General features: G+C 67.1%; 32 protein-coding genes and 1 pseudogene. 30 read left to right on the top strand and 3 right to left on the bottom strand.

Annotated elements, in window-relative coordinates:
• Positions 1 to 31 precede the first annotated feature (31 nt).
• Positions 32 to 970, bottom strand: coding sequence for a dihydrodipicolinate synthase family protein (locus DLJ53_RS07095; RefSeq protein ID WP_111343485.1), 939 nt, complete (start codon positions 968 to 970; stop codon positions 32 to 34).
• Between the two features lie 201 nt (positions 971 to 1,171).
• Entirely contained in the window at positions 1,172 to 2,080 is a 909-nt protein-coding gene (locus DLJ53_RS07100; RefSeq protein ID WP_111343487.1) for a LysR family transcriptional regulator, read from the bottom strand.
• 315 nt (positions 2,081 to 2,395) lie between these two features.
• On the opposite strand from DLJ53_RS07100, the gene DLJ53_RS36530 reads away from it, so the two are divergent.
• The 3 genes from DLJ53_RS36530 (at position 2,396) to DLJ53_RS07110 (ending at position 4,298) form a co-directional block, all read left to right on the top strand.
• Positions 2,396 to 2,893, top strand: a complete 498-nt coding sequence (locus tag DLJ53_RS36530) for an aminopeptidase P family N-terminal domain-containing protein (protein ID WP_342353584.1) — start codon at positions 2,396 to 2,398, stop codon at positions 2,891 to 2,893.
• Between the two features lie 9 nt (positions 2,894 to 2,902).
• On the top strand, positions 2,903 to 3,616 hold the full coding sequence (locus DLJ53_RS36535) for a M24 family metallopeptidase (protein WP_342353587.1): 714 nt from the start codon (positions 2,903 to 2,905) through the stop codon (positions 3,614 to 3,616).
• Between the two features lie 67 nt (positions 3,617 to 3,683).
• Positions 3,684 to 4,298: a LysE family translocator gene (locus DLJ53_RS07110; RefSeq protein ID WP_111343489.1), complete on the top strand. Its 615-nt coding sequence runs from the start codon at positions 3,684 to 3,686 to the stop codon at positions 4,296 to 4,298.
• An 85-nt stretch (positions 4,299 to 4,383) separates the two neighbouring features.
• Here DLJ53_RS07110 and DLJ53_RS07115 read toward each other — a convergent pair whose 3' ends face one another.
• Positions 4,384 to 5,412, bottom strand: a complete 1,029-nt coding sequence (locus DLJ53_RS07115) for a phytanoyl-CoA dioxygenase family protein (protein WP_111343491.1) — start codon at positions 5,410 to 5,412, stop codon at positions 4,384 to 4,386.
• Between the two features lie 449 nt (positions 5,413 to 5,861).
• Here DLJ53_RS07115 and rpsL point away from each other — a divergent pair, with 449 nt between their 5' ends.
• From rpsL to rplO, 27 genes and pseudogenes are all read left to right on the top strand, one after another.
• The gene (rpsL, locus tag DLJ53_RS07120) at positions 5,862 to 6,233 is read left to right on the top strand and encodes a 30S ribosomal protein S12 (RefSeq protein ID WP_075219909.1); all 372 of its coding nucleotides are present in this window, start codon (positions 5,862 to 5,864) and stop codon (positions 6,231 to 6,233) included.
• Between the two features lie 245 nt (positions 6,234 to 6,478).
• A complete protein-coding gene (locus DLJ53_RS07125; protein WP_202913018.1) occupies positions 6,479 to 6,814 on the top strand; it encodes a DUF4189 domain-containing protein in 336 nt (111 codons plus the stop codon).
• Positions 6,815 to 6,829: 15 nt separating this feature from the next.
• Complete coding sequence (gene rpsG / locus DLJ53_RS07130; RefSeq protein ID WP_111343495.1) at positions 6,830 to 7,300, top strand: 30S ribosomal protein S7; 471 nt, start codon at positions 6,830 to 6,832, stop codon at positions 7,298 to 7,300.
• Between the two features lie 115 nt (positions 7,301 to 7,415).
• Complete coding sequence (locus DLJ53_RS07135; protein WP_162408976.1) at positions 7,416 to 7,829, top strand: DUF4189 domain-containing protein; 414 nt, start codon at positions 7,416 to 7,418, stop codon at positions 7,827 to 7,829.
• Positions 7,830 to 7,915: 86 nt separating this feature from the next.
• Entirely contained in the window at positions 7,916 to 9,991 is a 2,076-nt protein-coding gene (gene fusA / locus DLJ53_RS07140; protein ID WP_111343499.1) for an elongation factor G, read from the top strand.
• 415 nt (positions 9,992 to 10,406) lie between these two features.
• Complete coding sequence (gene tuf / locus DLJ53_RS07145; protein WP_111343501.1) at positions 10,407 to 11,597, top strand: elongation factor Tu; 1,191 nt, start codon at positions 10,407 to 10,409, stop codon at positions 11,595 to 11,597.
• Between the two features lie 1,120 nt (positions 11,598 to 12,717).
• Complete coding sequence (gene rpsJ / locus DLJ53_RS07150; protein ID WP_111343503.1) at positions 12,718 to 13,023, top strand: 30S ribosomal protein S10; 306 nt, start codon at positions 12,718 to 12,720, stop codon at positions 13,021 to 13,023.
• 10 nt (positions 13,024 to 13,033) lie between these two features.
• On the top strand, positions 13,034 to 13,864 hold the full coding sequence (rplC, locus tag DLJ53_RS07155; RefSeq protein WP_111343505.1) for a 50S ribosomal protein L3: 831 nt from the start codon (positions 13,034 to 13,036) through the stop codon (positions 13,862 to 13,864).
• Positions 13,864 to 14,526: a 50S ribosomal protein L4 gene (gene rplD / locus DLJ53_RS07160; protein ID WP_111343507.1), complete on the top strand. Its 663-nt coding sequence runs from the start codon at positions 13,864 to 13,866 to the stop codon at positions 14,524 to 14,526. Before rplC ends, rplD begins: the two co-directional genes overlap by 1 nt.
• Positions 14,526 to 14,822, top strand: coding sequence for a 50S ribosomal protein L23 (locus DLJ53_RS07165; RefSeq protein ID WP_111343509.1), 297 nt, complete (start codon positions 14,526 to 14,528; stop codon positions 14,820 to 14,822). The genes rplD and DLJ53_RS07165 overlap by 1 nt, the downstream gene beginning before the upstream one ends.
• 4 nt (positions 14,823 to 14,826) lie before the next feature.
• A complete protein-coding gene (gene rplB / locus DLJ53_RS07170) occupies positions 14,827 to 15,663 on the top strand; it encodes a 50S ribosomal protein L2 (protein ID WP_111343511.1) in 837 nt (278 codons plus the stop codon).
• Positions 15,664 to 15,942, top strand: a complete 279-nt coding sequence (gene rpsS / locus DLJ53_RS07175) for a 30S ribosomal protein S19 (protein ID WP_111343513.1) — start codon at positions 15,664 to 15,666, stop codon at positions 15,940 to 15,942. It abuts the gene before it with no gap.
• Entirely contained in the window at positions 15,942 to 16,322 is a 381-nt protein-coding gene (rplV, locus tag DLJ53_RS07180; RefSeq protein WP_111343515.1) for a 50S ribosomal protein L22, read from the top strand. Before rpsS ends, rplV begins: the two co-directional genes overlap by 1 nt.
• A complete protein-coding gene (gene rpsC, locus DLJ53_RS07185) occupies positions 16,322 to 17,038 on the top strand; it encodes a 30S ribosomal protein S3 (protein WP_111343517.1) in 717 nt (238 codons plus the stop codon). The genes rplV and rpsC overlap by 1 nt, the downstream gene beginning before the upstream one ends.
• A gap of 12 nt (positions 17,039 to 17,050) precedes the next feature.
• Positions 17,051 to 17,464 carry a 50S ribosomal protein L16 gene (gene rplP, locus DLJ53_RS07190; protein ID WP_111343519.1) on the top strand — a complete coding sequence of 138 codons (414 nt, stop codon included), beginning with the start codon at positions 17,051 to 17,053 and terminating at the stop codon, positions 17,462 to 17,464.
• Between the two features lie 21 nt (positions 17,465 to 17,485).
• A complete protein-coding gene (rpmC, locus tag DLJ53_RS07195) occupies positions 17,486 to 17,698 on the top strand; it encodes a 50S ribosomal protein L29 (RefSeq protein ID WP_111344185.1) in 213 nt (70 codons plus the stop codon).
• An 8-nt stretch (positions 17,699 to 17,706) separates the two neighbouring features.
• Positions 17,707 to 17,934 (top strand): annotated as a pseudogene (gene rpsQ / locus DLJ53_RS36010) (30S ribosomal protein S17); the annotation flags it as partial.
• Positions 17,935 to 18,264: 330 nt separating this feature from the next.
• Positions 18,265 to 18,633 (top strand): 50S ribosomal protein L14, encoded by a 369-nt coding sequence (gene rplN, locus DLJ53_RS07205; RefSeq protein WP_111343523.1) that lies wholly within the window; start codon positions 18,265 to 18,267, stop codon positions 18,631 to 18,633.
• On the top strand, positions 18,633 to 18,947 hold the full coding sequence (gene rplX / locus DLJ53_RS07210) for a 50S ribosomal protein L24 (protein WP_111343525.1): 315 nt from the start codon (positions 18,633 to 18,635) through the stop codon (positions 18,945 to 18,947). Before rplN ends, rplX begins: the two co-directional genes overlap by 1 nt.
• 37 nt (positions 18,948 to 18,984) lie before the next feature.
• Complete coding sequence (gene rplE / locus DLJ53_RS07215; RefSeq protein ID WP_111344187.1) at positions 18,985 to 19,554, top strand: 50S ribosomal protein L5; 570 nt, start codon at positions 18,985 to 18,987, stop codon at positions 19,552 to 19,554.
• 4 nt (positions 19,555 to 19,558) lie between these two features.
• Positions 19,559 to 19,864, top strand: coding sequence for a 30S ribosomal protein S14 (gene rpsN, locus DLJ53_RS07220; RefSeq protein WP_111343527.1), 306 nt, complete (start codon positions 19,559 to 19,561; stop codon positions 19,862 to 19,864).
• 15 nt (positions 19,865 to 19,879) lie between these two features.
• A complete protein-coding gene (rpsH, locus tag DLJ53_RS07225; protein WP_111343529.1) occupies positions 19,880 to 20,278 on the top strand; it encodes a 30S ribosomal protein S8 in 399 nt (132 codons plus the stop codon).
• A 10-nt stretch (positions 20,279 to 20,288) separates the two neighbouring features.
• Positions 20,289 to 20,825, top strand: a complete 537-nt coding sequence (gene rplF / locus DLJ53_RS07230; protein ID WP_111343531.1) for a 50S ribosomal protein L6 — start codon at positions 20,289 to 20,291, stop codon at positions 20,823 to 20,825.
• Positions 20,822 to 21,184 carry a 50S ribosomal protein L18 gene (rplR, locus tag DLJ53_RS07235; RefSeq protein WP_111343533.1) on the top strand — a complete coding sequence of 121 codons (363 nt, stop codon included), beginning with the start codon at positions 20,822 to 20,824 and terminating at the stop codon, positions 21,182 to 21,184. Before rplF ends, rplR begins: the two co-directional genes overlap by 4 nt.
• A 207-nt stretch (positions 21,185 to 21,391) precedes the next feature.
• A complete protein-coding gene (gene rpsE / locus DLJ53_RS07240; RefSeq protein WP_111343535.1) occupies positions 21,392 to 22,003 on the top strand; it encodes a 30S ribosomal protein S5 in 612 nt (203 codons plus the stop codon).
• The gene (gene rpmD / locus DLJ53_RS07245) at positions 21,996 to 22,226 is read left to right on the top strand and encodes a 50S ribosomal protein L30 (protein WP_111343537.1); all 231 of its coding nucleotides are present in this window, start codon (positions 21,996 to 21,998) and stop codon (positions 22,224 to 22,226) included. The genes rpsE and rpmD overlap by 8 nt, the downstream gene beginning before the upstream one ends.
• Position 22,227: 1 nt before the next feature.
• Positions 22,228 to 22,716, top strand: a complete 489-nt coding sequence (rplO, locus tag DLJ53_RS07250) for a 50S ribosomal protein L15 (protein ID WP_111343539.1) — start codon at positions 22,228 to 22,230, stop codon at positions 22,714 to 22,716.
• Positions 22,717 to 22,783: the final 67 nt, after the last annotated feature.

The raw sequence follows: 22,783 nt of genomic DNA on the forward strand, positions 1-22,783 counted from the left end.
CGCTACACCGTCCGACCATATTGCGCGCCGTCTACTCCGCCGCGATCGCCGGGCGGAGGTTGAAGCCGTATGCACGATCGAGGCCGAGTGCCTGGATCGCGTCGAGGCCGACCTTGAGCGCGTCGGGCGCGAGCGGCCGGAGCGGCTTGCGCAGCGGCCCGGAGGGCAGTCCCAGCGCGCGCATCAGCGTCTTCACCGCGACCGGGTTGATCGCGGAATAGGCGAAATGGAGGATCGGCAGGTTCTCGAGGTAGGCCTTGCGGCAGGCGAAGGCGTCCTCGCCGCTCGTCCACGGCGTCGAGATCACGGCCATCTCGCGCGGGATGAGGTTGCCCGTCATGTTGGCCGTGCCGTGGCCGCCGAGCGCCATGGTGGGGATGACGAGGCCGAGGTTCGGCGAGCAGCAGCACATGACGGACATGTCCGGCGCGGCAGCGCAGACCTGGGCGACCTGGCCGACGCGCGTCGTGCTCTCCTTGAGGACGACCATGTTCGGGTGGTCGGCGAGGGAAAGGATGTCGGACCAGTGGAGGTCGGTCTTCACTCGCGGCGGGTTGTTGTAGAAGCCCATCGCGAGGTCGGCGCTGTCGAGAACTTCGCGGGCATACTCGCGGATGTCGGCGTTGTCGGCGCAGATGTAGGCGGGCGCGGCGAAGATGGCGCCGTCCGCGCCTTCGGCGGCGGCATAGCGGACGTTGGCGACGGTCTGCTCGGTGTTGGCGCCCGTGCAACCGTAGTACATCTGCATCGAGCCGGGGCGCATCCTCACCGTTTCGGTGATGATCCGGCGACGCTCGTCCGGCGTCAGCATCGACACTTCGCCGGTCGATCCCATGATGAGGACCGCGGACGTGCCGTTTTCGTGGTGCCACTCGAGGAGCGAGCGGAACCCCTCGAAGTCGATGGCGCCATCGGCGTTCATGGGCGTGACGAGTGCGACGAACGAGCCGGTCGGCTTGCGGTGCGCCATAAGACGAACCCCCATAAGCAAAGTTTAAGTATAAAGTTTAACGAGTGGCATTCCAAGCCGTCAAATTCATAAGCCTTTGGGGGCAATAACGAAAGGGAATGTCCAGGTTATGGCACCCTGAACGATCTTCCGATGATTGAATAAGATGTTGAAATGTAAATTGGAAAATGAGTCGCGACCCTGGTTTCGCAGGCGTCGGGATCAGAACGTCTCGCAGTGAAGAAGCGGGTTTTGGTGTGCCATTTCGAGGAAGGCGTCGGTGGCTGCCTGAGCGGCATGGGAGTGTGGGACGCCGACCGGACGGATGAGGCGGAAGGTGAAGCGGGCGTTGGGCTTGAAGGGGCGCACGGCGAGGACGCCCGGGCCGAAAAGTGCCGGCGAGAACGGGTCGACGATGGCAACGCCCGCCCGGCGGATGACGAGCGCGCACGCGGCATAGCTCGGCTGGCATTCGACCGCGATGGTGCGGGGGACATCGGCCTCCGTAAACACGGCATCGAGCAGCGAGGCCGTCACCGTGTGCTGGCTGAGCGCCACCATCGGGACGCCGGCAAGGTCCGCCGGGCTGATCGCCGGGAGCGCCGTCAGGGGGTGGTCCGGCGGCATGACGACGACGCAGTCGGCGCCATAGGTGGCGAGGATCTCGATGTCGTTGCGCGGGTTCGGCAGGTGCGCGAGGCCGATGTCCAGCGCCCCGGCGGCGGTGAGGTCGGCGACGCGCTGGGAGGTGTGCACGTCGAGGCAGACCCGCATGCCGGGGTGCCGCTCCTTGATGCGGCAGATGACCTCCGGCGCATACGAGGTGGCGACGGCGGGAAGGCAGCCGATGCGCACGTGCCCCCGCTTTAGGCCACGAATTTCGCGGGCGGCCTCTTCGAGCCGCGCGAGGCCGATGAGCGCTCGCTCGAGTTCCGTATGGTACGCGACGCCTTCCGGGGTGGGGGTCACGCCGTTGGCGGTCCGCTCGAACAGGGCGAAGCCGAGGTCCGCCTCCAGTGCGGCGACGAGTTTCGTCACGGCCGGCTGGGAAAGGCCCATGGATTCGGCCGCCCGGGTGATGGACCCTTTCTCGACGGTCAGACGGAATGCTTCGAGCTGGCGAAGGTGCAAGGACTCAAATTCTCCGAATGCCGCGTCCGACGACGGTCGGCGAGCTTGGTTTCGGCGCGTTTAAAGCACACTCGAAGCGAACGGCGAGGGAAAAATTGCATTTTTAACTGACGCTTATGACGGGCTGGCGCCGCATAAGCTGGAGGATTGATCGGTAGCGGCGCTTGGGATACGCCGTCGGTTGCGCCCGGGTCCGCGATGGCGTCGCGGGGAAGGCCCTCGCGCGGTCATCCGCGATGACCCTGACCGTCCTGTACGCCCGGATGAACGGCAGGGCGGCATCGTTCGACCCTGGCCAAAGTCTAGGATGCGACGATGACCGATCTCTCCGATCGTCCACGGAACTTCACCTGTCACAACGGCGAGCGCGTCGCGCTGCCCTTCTCGCCGGACGAGTACCAGCGGCGGATGGCGGCGCTGCGGCGCATCATGGCGGAGGCGGATGTCGCCGCCGTCGTCTTCACCTCGATGCACAACATCGCCTACTATACGGGGTTCCTGTACTGCAGCTTCGGGCGGCCGTTCGGCTGCGTGGTGACGCCGGACGCCGCGACCACGGTGACGCCGAACATCGACGCCGGGCAGCCCTGGCGCCGGTCCCACTGCGACAACGTCATCTACACCGACTGGCAGCGCGACAACTTCTGGCGGACCGTCGCGGGGCTGGCCGGCGGCGCCGCGCGGATCGGCGTCGAGGGGGACCACCTGACGCTCGCGGGGCGCGATGCGCTGGCGGCGGCGACCGGTCCGGCCGGCCTCGTGGACATCGCATCGCGCACGATGGCGGCCCGGCTCGTCAAGTCGGCCGAGTAGATCGCGCTGATCCGCGACGGCGCGCGGATCGCCGACCTCGGCGGGGCCGCGATGCGGGACGCGGTGCAGGTCGGCACGCGCGAGATCGACGTCGCGATGGCCGGGCGGGACGCGATGGAGCTGGAGATCGCGCGGGCCCATCCCGGCAGCGAGCTGCGGGACACGTGGTGCTGGTTCCAGTCCGGTCCGAACACCGACGGGGCGCACAACCCGGTGACGACCCGCGCGCTCCGGGAGGGCGACATCCTCAGCCTCAACGCCTTCCCGATGGTCTCCGGCTACTACACCGCGCTCGAGCGCACGCTCTTCCTCGGCGAGCCGGACGCGGCGTCGCTGGCGCTCTGGCGGGCGAACGTCGCGACCCACGAGCTCGGCCTGTCGCTCATCCGGCCGGGCGTGTCGTGCGCGGCAATCTGCGCGGAGCTGAACCGGTTCCTCGCGGGCGAGGGGCTGCTGCGGTACCGCTCCTTCGGCTACGGGCACTCCTTCGGCGTCCTCAGCCACTACTACGGACGCGAGGCGGGGCTGGAGCTGCGGGAGGACATCGAGACCGTCCTCGCGCCGGGCATGGTGGTCTCGATGGAACCGATGCTGTGGGTGCCGGAGGGAACGCCCGGCGCCGGCGGCTACCGCGAGCACGACATCCTGGTCGTGACCGAGGGCGGGGCCGAGAACATCACCGGCTTCCCCTACGGGCCGGACCACAACATTATCGCCGCCTAGCCCTCACTCCGCCGCTTGGTGCCCGGGGCGGCGGGTGATAATGGACTCGCCGTCCGGAGGCACCCCGATGTTTCTCGTCACCGTTGCGTTGATCTGGGCCGTGGCGGCGGTGACGCCGGGGCCGAACTTTCTCGTCGCCGTGCGCTGCTCGATCGGCGGGTCGCGGCGCACCGCGGTGGCCGCCGTCGCCGGGACGCTGGTCGGCACCGCTGTCTGGGGCGTCGCCGGGTGGCTCGGCATCACGGCGCTCTTCACGGCGGCGCCGCTCGCCTACACGGCGCTGAAGGTCGTCGGCGGCATCTACATCGCCTGGCTCGGCATCAAGCTTATCCGCAAGGCGCGGCGCCCGGTCGACCCGTCGCTCAACGAGCTGGATGCCGTGCGCGGGCCGCGCTGGGCGTTCCGACTGGCGCTCGGCACCAACCTCGCCAATCCAAAGACGGCTGCGTTCGTCGCCAGCCTCTTCGCCGCGGCGATGCCGCCGGACCCGGCCTGGTGGCAGGGCCTCGCGGCGGTCGCGGTCATGCTGGCGATCTCCGCGACGTGGTACACCATCCTCGTGGTATCGCTGACGCATCACCGGGTGGCGAGCGCCTACCGCTCGGCCCGGCGGGGCGTCGACGCGGCGACCGGCGCGCTCTTCGTCGCCTTCGGCTCGGCCCTCGCCCTGTCGGGCCGCTAGGACACCCCCCGCCGGATCGGACGCGGGCCGGCACGCGGGCCGGCCGTCCGGCCGCGAGCGCCGGCGCGACCGGTCCCTCCGCGCGTCAGAGCTGCTGTTCGGCGCCGGCGAGGATCGTGCCGACGTTCTGATAGACGACCTTCCTGCCCTTCCTGGCCCGGCGGTCCTCCATTGCGAGGTGGATCCTCATGCCCCGGTCGCGCACGAACGGCAGGTCGCGGATGTCGAGGCCGTTCCACGGGTGGAACGGGTTGCGGCGGGCGATGCCGTAGAGCGAGGTGCGGATCGTCGGACGCAGGCTCTCCACGCGCCGGTGGAAGCCGTAGGTGTCGGCGACGACGAGGGTGTTGCCCTTCACGGGGAAGCGCTGCAACTGGCCGTAGCCGAGCGCGCCGAGATCCTCCTCGGTGAGGCGGAAGGAGCCGGCGGCGTGATGCGGGTTGTCGCTCTGCGTCGCGCTGCGGGCCTCGGCGTCCTCCCAGGCTAGGCGCTCGGGCGTCAGGCGGTGCGAGCCGGGAACGTAGGCGAAGGGCCCGTCGTCGGCGCCGACGTCGTGCAGGAAGAGCCAGAACTTCGCCGTCGGGTGGAAGGTGTCGGCGTGGAGGTTGGCCTGCGGGTCCGCCTCGCCGGACTGCGGGTCGACGACGATGGTCTGGAGCATCGTCGCCACGTTGCCGGAGCGGCCCGCGGCGTAGCCGATCAGGTTGCGCACGTCCGGCCGGCGCACGAAGCCGGCGAGCTCGGAGAGGGCCGATCCGTCGAGCGGCAGGGGCAGGACACGGTTGATGGTCTGGCCCTGCCGCATCTCCCAGGCGGGGAGGGGGCGGGTGGCGAGCTCCTCGCGCACGCGCTCGAGGAGCGGCTCGGGGAGGGCGTTCTCGCGGATGACGAAGCCGTCGCGGTCGAACCGGGCCCGCTCGTCGGCGTCGATGCGCCCGGCGAGGGCGGACCGCCGGCGCTCGGCCAGCCTGGCGGCGATGGCCACGCGGCGGCGGTGCAGGCCGGCCTCGTTGAGGCGGTGCGAGCCGATGACGGGATTCCGCCGGAAGGACTTTTCGGCCGTCAGGACGGCCGGAGCGGCCAGGATGAGTTGGGCGATATTGGCACGCGACATGAGGCTACATCGGTCTCTCTGGGGTGCATGGCTTCTACGGCAACGGGTGGTGGGGGCGCAATTGATCGCGATCGACGGGGGCGAAACGCGCGCTGTGCTCCCTCTTGCGATGCCGTTCGGCGGCCCTATCCCCTCGCGCGAGGCTTGACGGCCGGCGAGTCTGTCTTTATGTCACGCCGACCGAACGGCAGGCCGTCGAGCGCGGGCATTTTCGTGCTCGAACCGCTGCACCGGTATCCCGTCTCGAGTCTGAGCGGGCAGATCGCTCGCTCCGCTCTTGTTTTCGCGTCGCGCCTGTCTTCCGGACCGGGGGGCTGTAGCGGCGCGTTTGCCCGTTGGTGTCACCGCTTTTTTGGGTGGTGCACCGTTTTTGAGGTCCGGCGGTTCGCCGGGGTGTTCGTCCGGCAGATGCCGGTAAGTTTGCGGCCCGTGGCCGCGTGAGAGGTTTGATGCCGACGATCAACCAGTTGATCCGCAAGCCGCGTGTCGCGCCTGTAAAGCGCAACAAGGTTCCGGCCATGGAGGCCAACCCGCAGAAGCGGGGTGTGTGCACACGCGTCTACACGACGACTCCGAAGAAGCCGAACTCGGCGCTGCGTAAGGTGGCCAAGGTCCGCCTGACCAACGGTTATGAGGTCATCGGCTACATCCCCGGCGAGGGCCATAACCTTCAGGAGCACTCCGTGGTGATGATCCGCGGCGGGCGCGTGAAGGACCTTCCGGGTGTGCGCTACCACATCCTGCGCGGTGTCCTCGACACCCAGGGCGTGAAGAACCGCAAGCAGCGGCGTTCGAAGTACGGCGCCAAGCGTCCGAAGTGATGCGGCGCTGCCGCCTTCGTCTCGGCGCGCCCGGCCGGTGTGATTGGGCCGCTGCCGGTGCGTTACGCGTTCCTTCCGGATCGCGGTGCTGAGATGAGGACGGTGTGGCGGGTCGGGCCGTTTCAGGCGGCCGCGATCCGTCCGTCCCGAGGACGGGCGCAGGGTGCGACGGTGGCACCCGGCGGTACTCGGGGATGACGGCGGGACGGTCCGCGCTTCGGATCGCCGCACGTCAGATCTGTGCGATGGCGGCGCTGGCGGTTTCGCTCGGCGCGGTCTCGGCCCAGGATTCGTTCGGGGCCATCGCATGGGACCGTGAGAGTGGCCGTTGGGGCTACTCGTACAATTATGCCGAGCGGGCGGGTGCGATCACCCGGGCGCTCGACGCCTGCGGTGACCCGGGGTGCGAGGTTCGCACCTGGTTCCGCAACGCCTGCGGCGCGCTGGCCGTCTCCGGAGGGGGATACGGGGCAAGCTGGGGCACCACCGAGGCCGATGCCCAGGCCAAGGCGATGGACCTGTGCCACGCCGAGGGCAACGAGGATTGCAAGGTCGCGACGTCCACCTGCTCGTCGCAATGAAATAAAGGTTAGCGAATGTCGCGTCGTCACAGCGCCGAAAAGCGTGAAGTTCTGCCGGATCCCAAGTTCGGCGACGTGGTCCTGTCGAAGTTCATGAACGCCATCATGCTCGACGGTAAGAAGTCCGCCGCCGAGAAGATCGTCTACGGCGCGCTGGACAGCTGCCAGCAGAAGGCCCGCACCGATCCCCTGCAGATGTTCCACGACGCGCTGTCGAACGTCGCGCCGCAGGTCGAGGTCCGGTCCCGCCGCGTCGGTGGTGCGACCTACCAGGTCCCGGTCGAGGTTCGCCCTGAGCGCCGTCAGGCGCTGGCGATCCGCTGGCTGATCACCGCCGCGCGCAAGCGCAACGAGAAGACGATGGTCGATCGTCTCTCCGGCGAGCTGATGGACGCGGCCAACAACCGCGGCACGGCTGTGAAGAAGCGTGAAGACACGCACAAGATGGCGGACGCCAACCGCGCCTTCTCGCACTACCGCTGGTAGTCCGGGCCGCGCGGTAGCCATCGGCGCCGCGCTCCGTTAAAGGAGCGCTGGCGCGCGGGTCCGCGCGACGGGCCGGTGGCTGCGGCGTTTCGGCGCACGGAAGGGACGACGCATGGTGAAGGGTCTTCTGACGGGACTGATCGCCGTGGCGCTCTGGAGCGTCGCGTCAGCGGCCGGCGCTGTGGCGAACGACACCGCCTCGACCCGCTACGGCGCGGTCGGTCTCGACCCGAAGTCGCTTTTCGTGGGTTTCGTCACGGGCGTCGCGAACGCCGACGATGCCCTCGCCCGGCTGGAAGTCACGTGCGACGCGGCCGGTGCCACATGCACCGAGGCGCACGCCTTCCACGACCAATGTGCGGCCCTGGCCCGCGCCGCGTCGTCCTCGGCAACCGACGCGCTGGGCCTCAGCGTGCACGACACCCGCGCGGCGGCGCAACAGGGCGCCCTCGCCGAATGCCAGAAGAACGGCGGCGAAGGCTGCAATATCCACGATACCTATTGTGCTCCCGCCGATCTCGACGAATAGAACTGCCCGCAAAGGCGGCCGACCGGGTTGGCCACTTCCGCGAACCCAGACCTTGAATGCCGAACTGACAGAGTCCTGAGACGAACATGCCCCGTACGCACCAAATCGAAGACTACCGCAACTTCGGCATCATGGCCCACATCGATGCCGGCAAGACCACGACCACCGAGCGCATCCTGTTCTACACCGGCCGATCGCATAAGATCGGCGAGGTGCACGACGGTGCCGCCACGATGGACTGGATGGAGCAGGAGCAGGAGCGGGGCATCACGATTACCTCCGCTGCGACCACCTGCTTCTGGCAGGACAAGCGGCTGAACATCATCGACACCCCGGGCCACGTCGACTTCACCATCGAGGTGGAGCGCTCGCTGCGCGTGCTCGACGGCGCGATCGCGCTGCTCGACGCCAACGCCGGCGTGGAGCCGCAGACCGAGACCGTGTGGCGCCAGGCGGACAAGTACCGCGTGCCGCGCATGATCTTCGTCAACAAGATGGACAAGACCGGCGCCGACTTCTACCGCTGCGTCGAGATGATCCGCGAGCGCCTCGGCTCCAACCCGCTGGTCCTGCAGCTGCCGATCGGCGCCGAGACCGACTTCAAGGGCTGCGTCGACCTCGTGAAGATGCAGGCGATCGTCTGGCATGACGAGTCGCTGGGCGCCAAGTTCGACTACGTCGACATCCCGGCCGACCTCGCCGACCGCGCCGCCGAATACCGCGAGAAGCTGATCGAGAGCGCCGTCGAGCTCGACGAGACCGCGATGGAAGCCTACCTCGAGGGCAACGAGCCCGACGAGGCGACGCTGAAGGCGCTGGTCCGCAAGGGCACCATCGAGGGCGCGTTCAACCCGATCCTCACCGGCTCCGCCTTCAAGAACAAGGGCGTGCAGCCGCTCCTCGACGCCGTCGTCGACTACCTGCCGTCCCCGGTCGACGTCGAGTCGATCCGCGGCATCGACGTGAAGACCGAGGAAGAGATCGTGCGCCGCTCGTCGGACAACGCGCCGCTCGCGATGCTCGCCTTCAAGGTCATGAACGACCCGTTCGTCGGCACGCTCACCTTCTGCCGCATCTACTCCGGCAAGCTGGAGCAGGGCGACTCCCTCATGAACACCGTGAAGGAGAAGCGCGAGCGCGTCGGCCGCATGCTGCAGATGCACTCCAACTCCCGTGAGGAGATCAAGGAGGCCTACGCCGGCGACATCGTCGCGCTCGCGGGTCTCAAGGAGACCACCACGGGCGACACGCTGTGCGATCCGAACTCGCCGGTGATCCTGGAGCGCATGGAGTTCCCGGATCCGGTGATCGACATCGCCATCGAGCCGAAGACGAAGTCCGACCAGGAGAAGATGGGCCTCGCGCTCAACCGTCTCGCCGCCGAGGATCCGTCCTTCCGCGTGCGCACCGACCACGAGTCGGGCCAGACGATCATCTCCGGCATGGGCGAGCTTCACCTCGACATTCTGGTCGACCGCATGAAGCGCGAGTTCAAGGTCGAGGCGAACATCGGTCAGCCGCAGGTCGCCTACCGCGAGACCATCTCGCAGAAGGCCGAGATCGACTACACGCACAAGAAGCAGACCGGTGGTACCGGCCAGTTCGCGCGCGTCAAGATCATCATCGAGCCGAACGAGGCCGGCGCGGGCTACGAGTTCGTGTCCGAGATCGTCGGCGGTTCGGTGCCGAAGGAGTACGTCCCGGGCGTCGAGAAGGGTATCAATTCGGTGATGACCTCCGGTCCGATCGCCGGCTTCCCGATGGTCGACATCAAGGCCCGCCTCATCGACGGTGCCTTCCACGACGTCGACTCGTCGGTCCTGGCGTTCGAAATCGCGTCGCGCGCCGCCTTCCGCGAGGCGTGCCAGAAGGCCAAGCCGAAGCTCCTCGAGCCGATCATGAAGGTCGAGGTCGTCGGTCCGGACGAGTTCGCCGGCACCGTGATGGGTGACATCAACTCCCGCCGCGGCCAGATCCAGGGCACCGAGACCCGTGGTATCGCCACGGTGGTGAACGCCTTCGTGCCGCTCGCGAACATGTTCGGCTACGTGTCGAACCTGCGCTCGATGACGCAGGGCCGCGCGCAGTACACGATGCAGTTCTCGCACTACGAGCAGGTGCCGCAGAACGTCGCCGACGAGGTCCAGGCGAAGTACGCCTAAGACGTCGCGAAGGCGCTTCGGGGGTGCCCGGGCCGTCAGGCCGGGCGCTCCGGAGCGGGGGTTGGAGCCGCCGGATCGACCAGATCCGGCCGGCCTTGGCGTTCACGGCCCGCTGTGCCGGCCGCTGCGATCGTGATCGCGGCCGGTGACGATACGGTCGGACAGATCGTGTCCGGGATGCGGGGCGTGGTCGGGACAATGGAGCGTGACGACGCGCTCCGGCGCCGCCAGCAGGGCGTAATCGTGCGGCAAACGCGCAATTAGGCTCAAATAGACCCAACAAATGCGAATTCGCGTGTTCCGGCGCGCGAAGTTCGGTGATAGACAGCGGCCTCACCTGTGGCCGGCGTCGATCGCCGGCCATGAGTATGACTAAGCGTCAGCCCAATGCTTAAGAGGAATGTGGAGATCGCCAATGGCGAAGGAGAAGTTCGAGCGTAAGAAGCCGCACCTGAACATCGGCACCATCGGTCACGTCGACCATGGCAAGACGTCGCTAACGGCGGCGATCACGAAGGTGTTGGCAGAAACGGGCGGCGCGACGTTCAAGGCGTATGATCAGATCGACGCGGCGCCCGAAGAGAAGGCCCGCGGCATCACCATTTCGACCGCGCACGTCGAGTACGAGACCGCAAACCGCCACTACGCGCACGTCGACTGCCCCGGGCACGCCGACTACGTGAAGAACATGATCACCGGTGCGGCGCAGATGGACGGCGCCATCCTGGTGGTGTCGGCGGCCGACGGCCCGATGCCGCAGACCCGCGAGCACATCCTGCTCGCCCGTCAGGTCGGTGTGCCGGCGATCGTGGTGTTCCTGAACAAGGTCGATCAGGTCGACGACGAGGAGCTCCTGGAGCTCGTCGAGCTCGAGGTTCGCGAGCTGCTGTCGTCCTACGACTTCCCGGGTGACGACATTCCGATCGTCAAGGGTTCGGCTCTGGCCGCCCTCGAGGACTCGGATGCAAAGATCGGTCACGACGCCATTCTCGAGCTGATGAAGGAAGTCGACGCCTACATCCCCGAGCCGGATCGTCCGATCGACGGCGCCTTCCTGATGCCGATCGAAGACGTGTTCTCGATCTCCGGCCGCGGCACCGTCGTGACCGGCCGTGTCGAGCGCGGCATCGTGAAGGTCGGCGAGGAAGTCGAGATCGTCGGCATCCGCGACACCACCAAGACGACCGTCACCGGCGTCGAGATGTTCCGCAAGCTGCTCGACCAGGGCCAGGCTGGCGACAACATCGGTGCTCTGCTGCGTGGTGTCGGCCGTGACGACGTCGAGCGCGGCCAGGTGCTGTGCAAGCCGGGTTCGGTGAAGCCGCACAAGAAGTTCAAGGCCTCGGCCTACATCCTCACCAAGGAAGAGGGTGGGCGTCACACGCCGTTCTTCACCAACTACCGTCCGCAGTTCTACTTCCGGACCACGGACGTGACGGGCGTCGTGACCCTCAACGAGGGCACCGAGATGGTGATGCCGGGCGACAACGTTGAGATCAACGTCGAGCTCATCGTGCCGATCGCGATGGAGGAGCAGCTCCGCTTCGCTATCCGCGAGGGTGGCCGCACCGTCGGCGCCGGCGTCGTGGCTCAGATCGTCGAGTAACGACCGGGCCATATGGCTACGAAAAGCGCGGCTTCGGCCGCGCTTTTTTTTTGTGCCAGCGAGCGCCTCCAGCCGGTGGCGCGCTGCGAGGGCCGGCGGACCGTGGTCCAGCGCCTGGGCGGGTTCCCCAGGGGCCGGCTGCGACACGCGAGCCGTGCGGTGGCCGTCAGGCCGGACCGGACTGAGACGCTCCCACCCCGCAAGGAGACGAGGTCGAGCCAACCCTTGTGGCCTCGGAGCTCGATTTCAGCCTCTTCCATGGCGCGCCCCTGCGCTGCGTGAGGTGGGTCGACGCGGTGGAACGACCCAGCCCAACCGTGGGCCGAGGACGTGCGAATGGGTCCGCGTCCGGCAGGTGCGTCAGTGGCGCAGGTGGTTCGGATCTTTCGAGATCTTCGAGCGGCCTCGTCCGCAATATTCGGTAGATATACGCCGTCGCGGATATCTGGAAATTACTGAACCTCCCGGAAAACTAAGCTGCTGCGAAAGTAGCCGTGATGTGAAGGACCCGCCTGAGGGGGCGCTCCTTCATGCATATCGGCGAGCCCGGATTGCTGACCATGCCGTCGGCCCCGGTCGCAAACGTATCCGGACCGCGCCGGCGGCGACGGGCTGCACCGCCATTTCGCTGGGTGAACGATCGTACGCGCCGGTTTGTCGCGGGGGACTTTCGCAGCAGCCCCGGTTTCGGGGCAGGCGGACCTGAGGGGAGGGGGGCGCCGGGGGAGTGCGGTAGCGGGGGACTTGAGACTTTTGCGAGTCGCGCCCTATACTCCTCTCCGTGCTGGCCTTCTCGGCGTCCGTTCCATCCGGGCGACCAGGCTGGGACGGAGGGGTTCGGCCAGCGTTTTACGCGTGGCCGTTATGATTCCGTCATTTTTCCCCTCAGGGGGCTAGCGTTCCGCTCCGTCTTCGATTAGGTAAGCCGTCGCTCCGGACGACGGGGCGCTAGCCAAACGAGTTGACCAACGGCGTGTCGGCCAGCCTTTCGGAGGGCCGGACAGGCCGGTTTGTCCGTTGCGGTCCCTCCGGGCCGTTAGTCGTTACGGCATGTTGCCGTTGAGTTCGTGCGGTTCTTGAAACCGCGTTGTCCGTTCAGGCGGGTGCAAGTTAGAGACCGATGAACCAGAATATTCGCATACGCCTGAAGGCGTTCGATCACCGTGTGCTCGATACGAGCACCCGGGAGATCGTGCAGACGGCGCGACGTACGGGCGCGCAGGTACGCGGCCCGGTGCCGCTTCCGACGCGCATCGAGCGCTACACCGTGAACCGTTCGCCGCACATCGATAAGAAGAGCCGCGAGCAGTTTGAGATCCGCACCCACAAGCGGCTTCTCGATATCGTTGACCCGACCCCGCAGACCGTGGACGCGCTGATGAAGCTCGACCTCGCGGCCGGCGTGGACGTCGAGATCAAGCTTTAAGAGTTTCGTCATGACCCAAGTCCAGCAGCGTTCCTCCATTGTCGCTCGGAAACTCGGCATGACGCGCGTCTACAACGACGCGGGCGAGCACGTGCCAGTGACCGTGCTGTCGCTCGACGGCTGCCAGGTCGTCGCCCATCGCACGAAGGACCGGGACGGCTACACCGCCCTCCAGCTCGGCGCCGGCAAGGCGAAGGCGAAGAACACGACGCGAGCCATGCGCGGTCATTTCGCGAAGGCGAACGTCGAGCCGAAGAAGACGCTCGTCGAATGCCGTGTCGCCGAGGAAGGTTTCATCGACGTCGGCGCCGAGCTGACGGCCGATCACTTCGTTCCGGGCCAGTTCGTGGACGTCACCGGCACGTCCATCGGCAAGGGCTTCGCCGGCGCCATGAAGCGCCACAACTTCGGTGGTCTTCGCGCCTCCCACGGTGTGTCGATCTCCCACCGCTCGCATGGCTCCATCGGCCAGTGCCAGGACCCCGGCAAGGTGTTCAAGGGCAAGAAGATGGCCGGCCACATGGGCGGCGTCCGCGTCACGACGCAGAACCTCACCGTGGTTCGTGCCGACGTTGAGCGCGGTCTTCTCCTGGTCGCGGGTGCCGTTCCCGGCGCCAAGAATTCCTGGATCATCGTCCGTGACGCCGTGAAGCGCGGCCTCCCTGCCGATGCGCCGACCCCGGGTGCGTTCCGCATGCCCGAGGCCGATGCCGCTCCGGCCGAGGAGGCGCAGGCTCCTGCGGTCGCCGACGAGACCGTCGCGGCGGCCCCGGCCGTCGACACGGCAGAGGTCACCAACGAGGCTCCGGCCGGTGACGACACCACGAAGGGTGACGCGTGATGGACATCGAAGTCAAAACGCTCGCCGGTGGTTCCGCCGGGACCGTCAGCCTTCCGGAAGAGACCTTCGGCCTGGAGCCCCGCGCGGACATCCTGCACCGCGTCGTGCGCTGGCAGCTTGCGAAGCGCCAGCAGGGCACCCACAAGACGATGACGCGCGGTGAGATCAACTCCACCGGCAAGAAGATGTATCGTCAGAAGGGGACGGGCCGGGCCCGCCACTCCGACAAGAAGGCGCCGCAGTTCCGCGGCGGCTCGAAGGCGCACGGCCCGAAGCCGCGCAGCCACGCGATCGACCTGCCGAAGAAGGTCCGCCTTCTCGGCCTGAAGCATGCGCTGTCCGCGAAGGCGAAGGCCCAGGGCCTGATCGTCATCGAGGACGCGAAGGTCGAGGCGGTGAAGACCAAGGCGCTGCGCGAGCAGTTCAAGGGTCTGGGCCTCGCGAACGCGCTGATCATCGACGGCACCGTCGACGCCGGCTTCGCCAAGGCAGCCCGCAACATTCCGATGGTCGACGTGCTGCCGGTCGCCGGCCTCAACGTCTACGACATCATGCGCCGCGACACGCTGGTCCTGACCAGGTCGGCGCTCGACGGCATCGAGGCGCGCCTTGCGGGCAAGTCCGCGGCTGCGGCCGAGACCGCTGCTGAGGGGGCGAACTGATGGCCATCGCACTGAAGAACTACGACGTCATCGTCTCCCCGGTGATCACCGAGAAGTCGACCGAGGCGTCCGAGAACAACCAGGTCGTCTTCCGCGTCGCCAGGACGGCGACGAAGCCGGAGATCAAGGAGGCCGTCGAGGCCCTCTTCTCCGTGAAGGTGACCGCGGTGAACACGCTCGTCCGCAAGGGCAAGGTGAAGCGCTTCAAGGGCATCAAGGGGCGTCAGTCCGACGTCAAGCATGCCGTCGTGACGCTCGCCGACGGGCAGCACATCGACGTGACGACGGGGCTCTGAGACCATGGCACTGAAGACATTCAATCCGACGTCGCCGGGCCAGCGTCAGCTCGTCATCGTCAAGCGCGACGGCCTCTACAAGGGCAAGCCGGTCAAGACCCTCACCGAGGGCCTGACGAAGTCCGGTGGCCGCAACAACCGCGGCCGCAAGACCGCCCGCCACCGTGGCGGCGGTCACAAGCGCACCTACCGCGTCGTCGACTTCAAGCGTCGTACGAAGTGGAACGTCCCGGCGACCGTCGAACGGCTGGAGTACGATCCCAACCGCACGGCGTTCATCGCGCTGATCAAGTACGAGGACGGCGAGCTCGCCTACATCCTCGCGCCGCAGCGTCTCGCCGAGGGTGACACCGTCATCGCCGGCGACAAGGTGGACGTGAAGCCGGGCAACGCGATGCCGCTGTCGGCCATCCCCGTCGGCACCATCATCCACAACGTGGAGATGAAGCCGATGAAGGGCGGGCAGATCGCACGCTCCGCCGGCACCTACGCCCAGCTCGTGGGCCGCGACGGTCCGTGGGCGATCCTTCGCCTGCAGTCCGGCGAGCAGCGCCTCGTCTCGGGTCAGTGCCTCGCCTCGATCGGCGCGGTGTCCAACCCGGACCACGGCAACATCAACCTGTCGAAGGCCGGCCGTTCGCGCTGGCTCGGCATCCGGCCGCAGACCCGCGGCGTTGCGATGAACCCGTTCGACCACCCGCATGGTGGTGGTGAAGGCCGTACGTCTGGCGGCCGTCACCCGGTGACCCCCTGGGGCCAGCCGACGAAGGGCAAGCGCACCCGCTCGAACAAGTCGACGGACAAGTACATCGTCCGTTCGCGCCACGCACGGAAGAAGTAAATGACACGCTCGGTTTGGAAAGGTCCGTTCGTCGACGGATACCTTCTGAAGAAGGCGGAGAAGGTCCGCGAGGGCGGTCGTAACGAGGTCATCAAGATCTGGTCGCGGCGCTCGACGATCCTGCCTCACTTCGTGGGTCTGACGTTCGGCGTCTACAATGGCCAGAAGCATGTGCCGGTCCTCGTGACGGAGGACATGGTGGGTCACAAGTTCGGCGAGTTCTCGCCGACCCGCACCTACTACGGTCACGGCGCGGACAAGAAGGCGAAGAGGAAGTAATGGGTAAGGCCAAGGCTCCCCGCGCTCTCGCCGACAATGAGGCCCGCGCGGTCAACAAGATGATCCGCATCTCGCCGCAGAAGCTCAACCTCGTCGCGGCGATGATCCGGGGCAAGAAGGTCTCGGCGGCGCTCGCCGAGCTCGAGTTTTCGCGCAAGCGCATCTCGGGCGAGGTGAAGAAGACCCTCGAGTCCGCGATTGCCAACGCGGCGAACAACCACGACCTCGACGTCGACTCGCTCGTCGTCAAGGAGGCCTTCGTCGGCAAGGCGCTCGTCATGAAGCGCTTCAGCCCGCGTGGTCGCGGCCGGGTTGGCTCCATCCAGAAACCGTTCTCGCACCTCACCATCGTAGTGCGTGAAGTCGAGGAGGCCGCCTGATGGGTCACAAAGTTTCCCCCGTCGGGCTCCGGCTCGGCATCAATCGCACCTGGGATTCGCGCTGGTACGCGGAAGGTGGCGAGTACGGCAAGCTCCTGCATGAGGATCTCGCGATCCGCACCATGCTGATGAAGGAGCTGAAGCAGGCCGCGGTGTCGAAGATCGTCATCGAGCGCCCGCACAAGAAGTGCCGCGTCACGATCCACTCGGCCCGGCCGGGCGTCGTGATCGGCAAGAAGGGCGCGGACATCGACAAGCTGCGCAAGAAGGTCGCGGCGATGACGGACTCCGAAGTCCACATCAACATCGTCGAGGTCCGCAAGCCCGAGATCGACGCGACGCTCGTCGCAGCGTCGATCGCGCAGCAGCTGGAGCGCCGCATCGCGTTCCGCCGCGCCATGAAGCGCGCCGTGCAGACGGCGATGCGCATGGGCGCCGGCGGCATCCGCATCAACTGCGGCGGCCGTCTCGGCGGCGCGGAAATCGCGCGCACCGAGTGGTACCGCGAGGGCCGCGTGCCGCTGCACACCCTGCGTGCGGACATCGACTACGGCACCGCCGAGGCGAAGACCGCGTACGGTGTCTGCGGCGTCAAGGTTTGGATCTTCAAGGGCGAGATCCTGGAGCATGACCCGATGGCGTCCGAGCGTCGCGCCACCGAGGCTGCGAACCAGGGCTCGTCGGGTCGTCGTTCCGGCGGCCGCGACCGGGACTAAGAGGGCGGATCGATGTTGCAGCCGAAGCGGACCAAGTTCCGCAAACAGCACAAGGGCCGCATCCATGGCGACGCGAAGGGCGGGTTCGACCTGAACTTCGGCGCCTACGGCCTGAAGGCCCTCGAGCCGGAGCGGGTCACCGCTCGCCAGATCGAGGCCGCCCGTCGTGCCATGACGCGTCACATGAAGCGTCAGGGTCGTGTCTGGATCCGCGTGTTCCCGGACGTGCCGGTGTCGAAGAAGCCGACCGAAGTGCGTATGGGTAAGGGTAAGGGCTCGGTCGAGTACTGGGCGGCCCGCGTTCACCCGGGCCGGATCATGTTCGAGATCGACGGCGTCAACGAGGAGATCGCCCGCGAGGCGTTCCGTCTCGCCGGCGCGAAGCTTCCGATCAAGACGAAGTTCGTCACTCGGGTTCCGGAGTAAGTCATGGCCGACAACAAGATGATGAAGGCCGAGGACGTCCGCGCCAAGACGTCGGACGAGCTGGTCGATACGCTGCGCGACCTCAAGAAGGAGCAGTTCAACCTGCGCTTCCAGAGGGCCACCGGGCAGCTCGAGAACACGGCCCGCACGCGGGTCATTCGCCGCGACATTGCGCGGATCAAGACCGTTTTGGGCCAGCGCCGTCGCGAGAGCGCGGCTGCGGCGGCCGAGTGAGGGATTAGATGCCGAAGCGTCAACTGGAAGGCCTGGTGGTCTCGGCGAAGGGTGACAAGACCATCGTCGTCACCGTCGAGCGCCGCTTCGCCCACCCGCTGCTCAAGAAGACCGTGCGCCGGTCCAAGAAGTACCACGCGCACGACGAGTCCAACCGGTACGCCGCGGGTGACCGCGTCCGGATCGAAGAGTGCCGCCCGATCTCCAAGACGAAGTCCTGGCAGGTCGTCGGTGCCCTGACCCCGGCGGGCGTGCTGATCGCGGCGGACGCCGCGGCGCAGGCGGCTGCAGCCGATGCGGTGGCCCACGGCGCGAGCGCCGAGGAGGCCGAGCGCGCGGCGAATGACGCGGCGAGCCACGCGGGCGACAACGCCTGACCGGCTGCCCGACTGGGACTGGATCGCGTGTGCGGTCATCCGGGTCGCCGCGTTACGGCGGCCCATGTCGTTGAGGGGGCAACCCCTTTTCGTTCAGGAAGCCAGCCCTTTTCCGAAAGGGCGATCTTTCATTTCGTCGGGGCCTCGCGCCCCTGGTCTGGGGCCAAGGCCCTGTGGAGAAGCTGAACCATGATTCAGATGCAAACTAACCTCGCCGTCGCCGATAATAGCGGCGCACGCCGGGTCATGTGCATCAAGGTGCTCGGCGGCTCGAAGCGCAAATACGCCTCCGTGGGTGACATCATCGTGGTGTCGATCAAGGAAGCGTCGCCGCGCGGCCGTGTGAAGAAGGGCGACGTGGCGAAGGCCGTTGTCGTCCGCACCGCGAAGGACATCAAGCGCCCGGACGGTTCCGTGATCCGGTTCGACGGCAATGCCGCCGTGCTGGTGAACAACAACAAGGAGCCGATCGGCACGCGTATCTTCGGCCCCGTGCCGCGTGAGCTGCGTGCCGCGAACCACATGAAGATCATCTCGCTCGCACCGGAGGTCTTGTAATGGCCGCGAAGATCAAGAAGGGCGACCGCGTCGTCGTTCTCGCGGGCCGCGACAAGGGCAAGTCCGGCGAGGTCCTGTCCGTCGACCCGAAGAAGGGCCGTGCGACGGTGGCTGGCGTGAACACCCAGCTCCGCCACACCCGTCAGAGCGCCCAGTCGGAAGGCGGGATCATTCCGAAGGCGGGTCCGATCGACCTGTCGAACATTGCGATCGAGGATCCGAAGGACGGCAAGCCGACCCGCGTCGGTTTCCGCTTCGAGAACGGCAAGAAGGTGCGGTTCGCCAAGCGTTCCGGGGAGCTGATCGATGGCTGATACGATGGATGCGCCCGAGGCGGCGGCCGGTTCCGGCATGCCCGAGGGCTACGAGCCGCGCTTCCTGAAGCTCTACCGGGACAAGGTCGTCCCGGGAATGCGCGAGAAGTTCAACTACGCGAACCCGATGATGGTGCCGCGGATCGACAAGGTCGTGCTCAACATGGGCGTCGGCGAGGCGACCGCGGATTCCCGCAAGGTTCAGTCCGCGCTGAAGGACCTGGCGCTGATCGCCGGCCAGCAGCCGGTCGTCACCCGCGCGAAGAACTCCATCGCGGGTTTCAAGGTTCGCGAGAACATGCCGCTCGGCTGCAAGGTCACCCTGCGCCGGCAGAAGATGTACGAGTTCCTGGACCGCTTCGTCACGATCGCGCTGCCGCGCGTGAAGGACTTCCGCGGCCTGAACCCCAAGTCGTTTGATGGCCGCGGCAACTTTGCCTGCGGAATGAAGGAACATCTGGTGTTCCCGGAGATCATCTACGACAAGGTGGATCAGGTCTGGGGCATGGACATCATCGTCGCGACGACCGCCACGACGGACGAGGAATCCCGCGAACTGCTTCGGCTGTTCAACTTCCCGTTCCGCGACCAGGCGCAGAAGGCTTAAAGAGATGGCCAAGAAGGGCAAGATCGAGAACAACCAGAAGCGCCGCAGGATGGTCGAAGCGCATTCGGAGAAGCGTGAAGCGCTCCGCGCGATCGTCAAGGACCAGGAGCTCCCGATGGAGGACCGGTTCGCGGCCACGCTGAAACTCGCCGAGATGCCGCGCAATTCTGCGCCCAATCGCGTGAAGAACCGCTGCGAAGTGACCGGCCGTCCGAAGGCCTACTATCGCAAGCTGAAGATGAGCCGTATCGCGCTGCGCGAGCTGGGGTCGGATGGCAAGATCCCCGGTCTCGTGAAGTCGAGCTGGTAAGGGGAGGGCAGACACATGAACCTGACCGATCCTCTCGGCGATATGCTGACGCGCATCCGCAATGCGCAGATCCGCAAGCGCACCAAGGTGCTGACCCCCGGGTCGAAGCTTCGGGCCAACGTCCTCGACGTCCTGAAGTCCGAGGGCTACATCCGCGGCTACACGGTCACGACGCACGAGAACGGGCGTTCGGAGATCGAGGTCGAGCTGAAGTACTACGACGGCCTTCCGGTGATTAAGGAGATCAAGCGCGTCTCCAAGCCGGGCCGCCGGGTCTATTCGTCGGTGCAGACGCTGCCGCGCGTGCGCGACGGCCTCGGCATCTCGATCCTGTCGACGTCCAAGGGCGTCATGTCGGAGCACCAGGCGCGCGACGCGAATGTCGGCGGCGAAGTGCTCTGCCAGGTCTTCTAAGGAGGGCATCATGAGCCGTATTGGTAAGCTCGCGATCGCCATTCCCAAGGGGGTGACGGCGAACGTCGACGGACAGAAGGTCTCCGTGAAGGGGCCTAAGGGCACGCTCGAGTTCACGGTCCCCGACCGGGTGGCCGTGAAGACCCTCGAGGATGGATCCATCAAGGTCGATCCGGTCGACCAGGAGCAGAAGTCCCGCGCCATGTGGGGCCTCTCGCGCACGATGATCCAGAACCTCGTGACCGGCGTGACCGACGGTTTCACCAAGAACCTGCAGATCAACGGCGTCGGTTACCGCGCCGCGATCCAGGGCAAGGACCTCGAGCTCAGCCTCGGGTTCTCGCATCCGGTGAAGTACGCGATCCCGGAAGGCATCGACATCAAGTGCCCGAAGCCGACCGAGATCACGGTGTCGGGCATCGACAAGCAGCGCGTCGGCCAGGTGGCCGCGGAGATCCGCAAGTGGCGTCCGCCGGAGCCCTACAAGGGCAAGGGCGTGAAGTATGCGGACGAGACCATCGTTCGTAAGGAAGGGAAGAAGAAGTGAGCCGGGAACGCATTCGCTCCGAGCGGCGCGTCGCCAGAGTTCGCCGCGCCCTCAAGAAGGCGGCGAACGGTCGTGCGCGGCTGTCCGTCTTCCGCTCGTCCAAGCACATCTACTGCCAGGTCATCGACGATGCCGCGGGCCGCACTGTCGCGTCCGCGTCCTCGCTCGAGAAGGTCCTGCGCGATGAGCTCAAGACCGGTGCCGACTGTGCCGCTGCGGCGCGTGTCGGTGCGCTGATCGCCGAGCGCGCCAAGGCCGCCGGCGTCGACAAGGTCGTGTTCGACCGCGGTGGCCGCCTCTACCACGGCCGCCTCAAGGCGCTCGCCGACGCCGCCCGCGAGGGTGGCCTGGAGTTCTAGTTCCGTCGGCCCGCGGCCAGTCCGCGGGCGATGATCGACTTCACCCGTTCGCGGCTCCGGACTGTCCGGGTCCGCGGCCGGGTTTCCCCCGTTGCGGAATGAGCCGCCGGGGCGACGCTTCCTTCTCCACGCGGGGAGGGGCGCATCGGATACGCAGTCTGAAGCTGGAACGCGGGGTCTCCCGAACGGCCGGCCAAGGAGCAGAAGATGGCTGACGATAACAGGAGAGGCGGTCGCCGGCGCGATCGCGACGACGAAGACAACGAGTTCGTCGACAAGCTCGTCCACATCAACCGTGTGGCGAAGGTGGTGAAGGGTGGCCGTCGCTTCGGCTTCGCCGCGCTGGTCGTGGTCGGCGACGCGAAGGGTCGCGTCGGCTTCGGTCACGGCAAGGCGCGTGAGGTGCCCGAGGCGATCCGCAAGGCGACCGAGAGCGCGAAGCGCACGCTCATCCGCGTGCCGCTGCGCGAGGGGCGCACGCTGCACCACGACGTGTCCGGCCGCTGGGGCGCCGGCAAGGTGTTCCTCCGTGCGGCTCCGGCCGGTACCGGCATCATCGCCGGTGGCCCGATGCGCGCCGTGTTCGAGACGCTCGGCGTCCACGACATCGTCGCGAAGTCGCTCGGCTCGTCGAACCCGTACAACATGATCCGCGCGACCTTCGAGGCGCTGAAGGATCAGGATTCCCCGCGTGCCGTGGCTGCCCGCCGTGGTCTCAAGGTGTCCGCGCTGCAGGCTCGCCGCCGCGACGCGGAGCACGAGGCCGCCGTCGAGGCCGGCTCCGACGCGGACGAGGGCGCGGAGATGGTCAATGCCTGACATTCGCGTCACCAAGGGCGCCGAGGCCGCCAAGGCCGCCGGCCGTCCGACCATCACGGTCGAGCAGACCGGTTCGCCGATCCGCCGGCCGGGTGAGCAGCGCCAGACCCTCAAGGGTCTCGGCCTCAACAAGATGCACCGCCGCCGCACGCTCGAGGACACTCCGGCCGTGCGCGGCATGATCGCCAAGGTTCATCACCTTGTGCGGATCGTGGAGGGCTGACATGAAGCTCAACGAACTTCGCGACAATCCGGGCGCGTCCAAGACGCGCAAGCGCGTCGGTCGCGGTATCGGCTCGGGTAAGGGCAAGACCGGCGGCCGCGGTGTGAAGGGTCAGAAGTCCCGGTCGGGCGTGGCCATCAAGGGCTTCGAGGGCGGTCAGATGCCGCTCCACATGCGCCTGCCGAAGCGCGGCTTCAACAACATCTTCCGCGCGGACTACAACATCATCTCGGTCGGCAAGCTGCAGGCTGCCGTCGAGGCGGGCCGGGTCGACGCATCCCAGCCGGTCACGGCGGAGTCGCTGGCGGCCACCGGCATCCTGCGCCGCGCCAAGGACGGCGTGCGCATCCTGGGTGACGGCGAGCTGTCCACCGCGCTGACCCTCAAGGTCGCCGGCGTGTCCCAGTCGGCGCGCGAGGCGGTCGAGAAGGCCGGCGGGTCGGTCGAAGTGCTCGCCCCCAAGGCGGCTCCCGCTGCCGCAGAGAGCTGAGCTCTAGCGGTCACGGATCGGCAAGGACCCCGCTGGTCACCCAGTGGGGTTTTTGCGTCTTCACGTG

The sequence above is a fragment of the Acuticoccus sediminis genome (assembly GCF_003258595.1).
Taxonomy (GTDB): domain Bacteria; phylum Pseudomonadota; class Alphaproteobacteria; order Rhizobiales; family Amorphaceae; genus Acuticoccus; species Acuticoccus sediminis.

What these genes read in the sequence shown, in the direction of transcription:
- DLJ53_RS07095 (WP_111343485.1), bottom strand. Translation starts at nt 970, where the DNA reads ATGGCGCACCGCAAGCCGACCGGCTCGTTCGTCGCACTCGTCACGCCC.
- DLJ53_RS36530 (WP_342353584.1), top strand. Translation starts at nt 2,396, where the DNA reads ATGACCGATCTCTCCGATCGTCCACGGAACTTCACCTGTCACAACGGC.
- DLJ53_RS07110 (WP_111343489.1), top strand. Translation starts at nt 3,684, where the DNA reads ATGTTTCTCGTCACCGTTGCGTTGATCTGGGCCGTGGCGGCGGTGACG.
- DLJ53_RS07115 (WP_111343491.1), bottom strand. Translation starts at nt 5,412, where the DNA reads ATGTCGCGTGCCAATATCGCCCAACTCATCCTGGCCGCTCCGGCCGTC.
- rpsL (WP_075219909.1), top strand. Translation starts at nt 5,862, where the DNA reads ATGCCGACGATCAACCAGTTGATCCGCAAGCCGCGTGTCGCGCCTGTA.
- DLJ53_RS07125 (WP_202913018.1), top strand. Translation starts at nt 6,479, where the DNA reads ATGGCGGCGCTGGCGGTTTCGCTCGGCGCGGTCTCGGCCCAGGATTCG.
- rpsG (WP_111343495.1), top strand. Translation starts at nt 6,830, where the DNA reads ATGTCGCGTCGTCACAGCGCCGAAAAGCGTGAAGTTCTGCCGGATCCC.
- fusA (WP_111343499.1), top strand. Translation starts at nt 7,916, where the DNA reads ATGCCCCGTACGCACCAAATCGAAGACTACCGCAACTTCGGCATCATG.
- tuf (WP_111343501.1), top strand. Translation starts at nt 10,407, where the DNA reads ATGGCGAAGGAGAAGTTCGAGCGTAAGAAGCCGCACCTGAACATCGGC.
- rpsJ (WP_111343503.1), top strand. Translation starts at nt 12,718, where the DNA reads ATGAACCAGAATATTCGCATACGCCTGAAGGCGTTCGATCACCGTGTG.
- rplC (WP_111343505.1), top strand. Translation starts at nt 13,034, where the DNA reads ATGACCCAAGTCCAGCAGCGTTCCTCCATTGTCGCTCGGAAACTCGGC.
- rplD (WP_111343507.1), top strand. Translation starts at nt 13,864, where the DNA reads ATGGACATCGAAGTCAAAACGCTCGCCGGTGGTTCCGCCGGGACCGTC.
- DLJ53_RS07165 (WP_111343509.1), top strand. Translation starts at nt 14,526, where the DNA reads ATGGCCATCGCACTGAAGAACTACGACGTCATCGTCTCCCCGGTGATC.
- rplB (WP_111343511.1), top strand. Translation starts at nt 14,827, where the DNA reads ATGGCACTGAAGACATTCAATCCGACGTCGCCGGGCCAGCGTCAGCTC.
- rpsS (WP_111343513.1), top strand. Translation starts at nt 15,664, where the DNA reads ATGACACGCTCGGTTTGGAAAGGTCCGTTCGTCGACGGATACCTTCTG.
- rplV (WP_111343515.1), top strand. Translation starts at nt 15,942, where the DNA reads ATGGGTAAGGCCAAGGCTCCCCGCGCTCTCGCCGACAATGAGGCCCGC.
- rpsC (WP_111343517.1), top strand. Translation starts at nt 16,322, where the DNA reads ATGGGTCACAAAGTTTCCCCCGTCGGGCTCCGGCTCGGCATCAATCGC.
- rplP (WP_111343519.1), top strand. Translation starts at nt 17,051, where the DNA reads ATGTTGCAGCCGAAGCGGACCAAGTTCCGCAAACAGCACAAGGGCCGC.
- rpmC (WP_111344185.1), top strand. Translation starts at nt 17,486, where the DNA reads ATGAAGGCCGAGGACGTCCGCGCCAAGACGTCGGACGAGCTGGTCGAT.
- rplN (WP_111343523.1), top strand. Translation starts at nt 18,265, where the DNA reads ATGATTCAGATGCAAACTAACCTCGCCGTCGCCGATAATAGCGGCGCA.
- rplX (WP_111343525.1), top strand. Translation starts at nt 18,633, where the DNA reads ATGGCCGCGAAGATCAAGAAGGGCGACCGCGTCGTCGTTCTCGCGGGC.
- rplE (WP_111344187.1), top strand. Translation starts at nt 18,985, where the DNA reads ATGCCCGAGGGCTACGAGCCGCGCTTCCTGAAGCTCTACCGGGACAAG.
- rpsN (WP_111343527.1), top strand. Translation starts at nt 19,559, where the DNA reads ATGGCCAAGAAGGGCAAGATCGAGAACAACCAGAAGCGCCGCAGGATG.
- rpsH (WP_111343529.1), top strand. Translation starts at nt 19,880, where the DNA reads ATGAACCTGACCGATCCTCTCGGCGATATGCTGACGCGCATCCGCAAT.
- rplF (WP_111343531.1), top strand. Translation starts at nt 20,289, where the DNA reads ATGAGCCGTATTGGTAAGCTCGCGATCGCCATTCCCAAGGGGGTGACG.
- rpsE (WP_111343535.1), top strand. Translation starts at nt 21,392, where the DNA reads ATGGCTGACGATAACAGGAGAGGCGGTCGCCGGCGCGATCGCGACGAC.
- rpmD (WP_111343537.1), top strand. Translation starts at nt 21,996, where the DNA reads ATGCCTGACATTCGCGTCACCAAGGGCGCCGAGGCCGCCAAGGCCGCC.
- rplO (WP_111343539.1), top strand. Translation starts at nt 22,228, where the DNA reads ATGAAGCTCAACGAACTTCGCGACAATCCGGGCGCGTCCAAGACGCGC.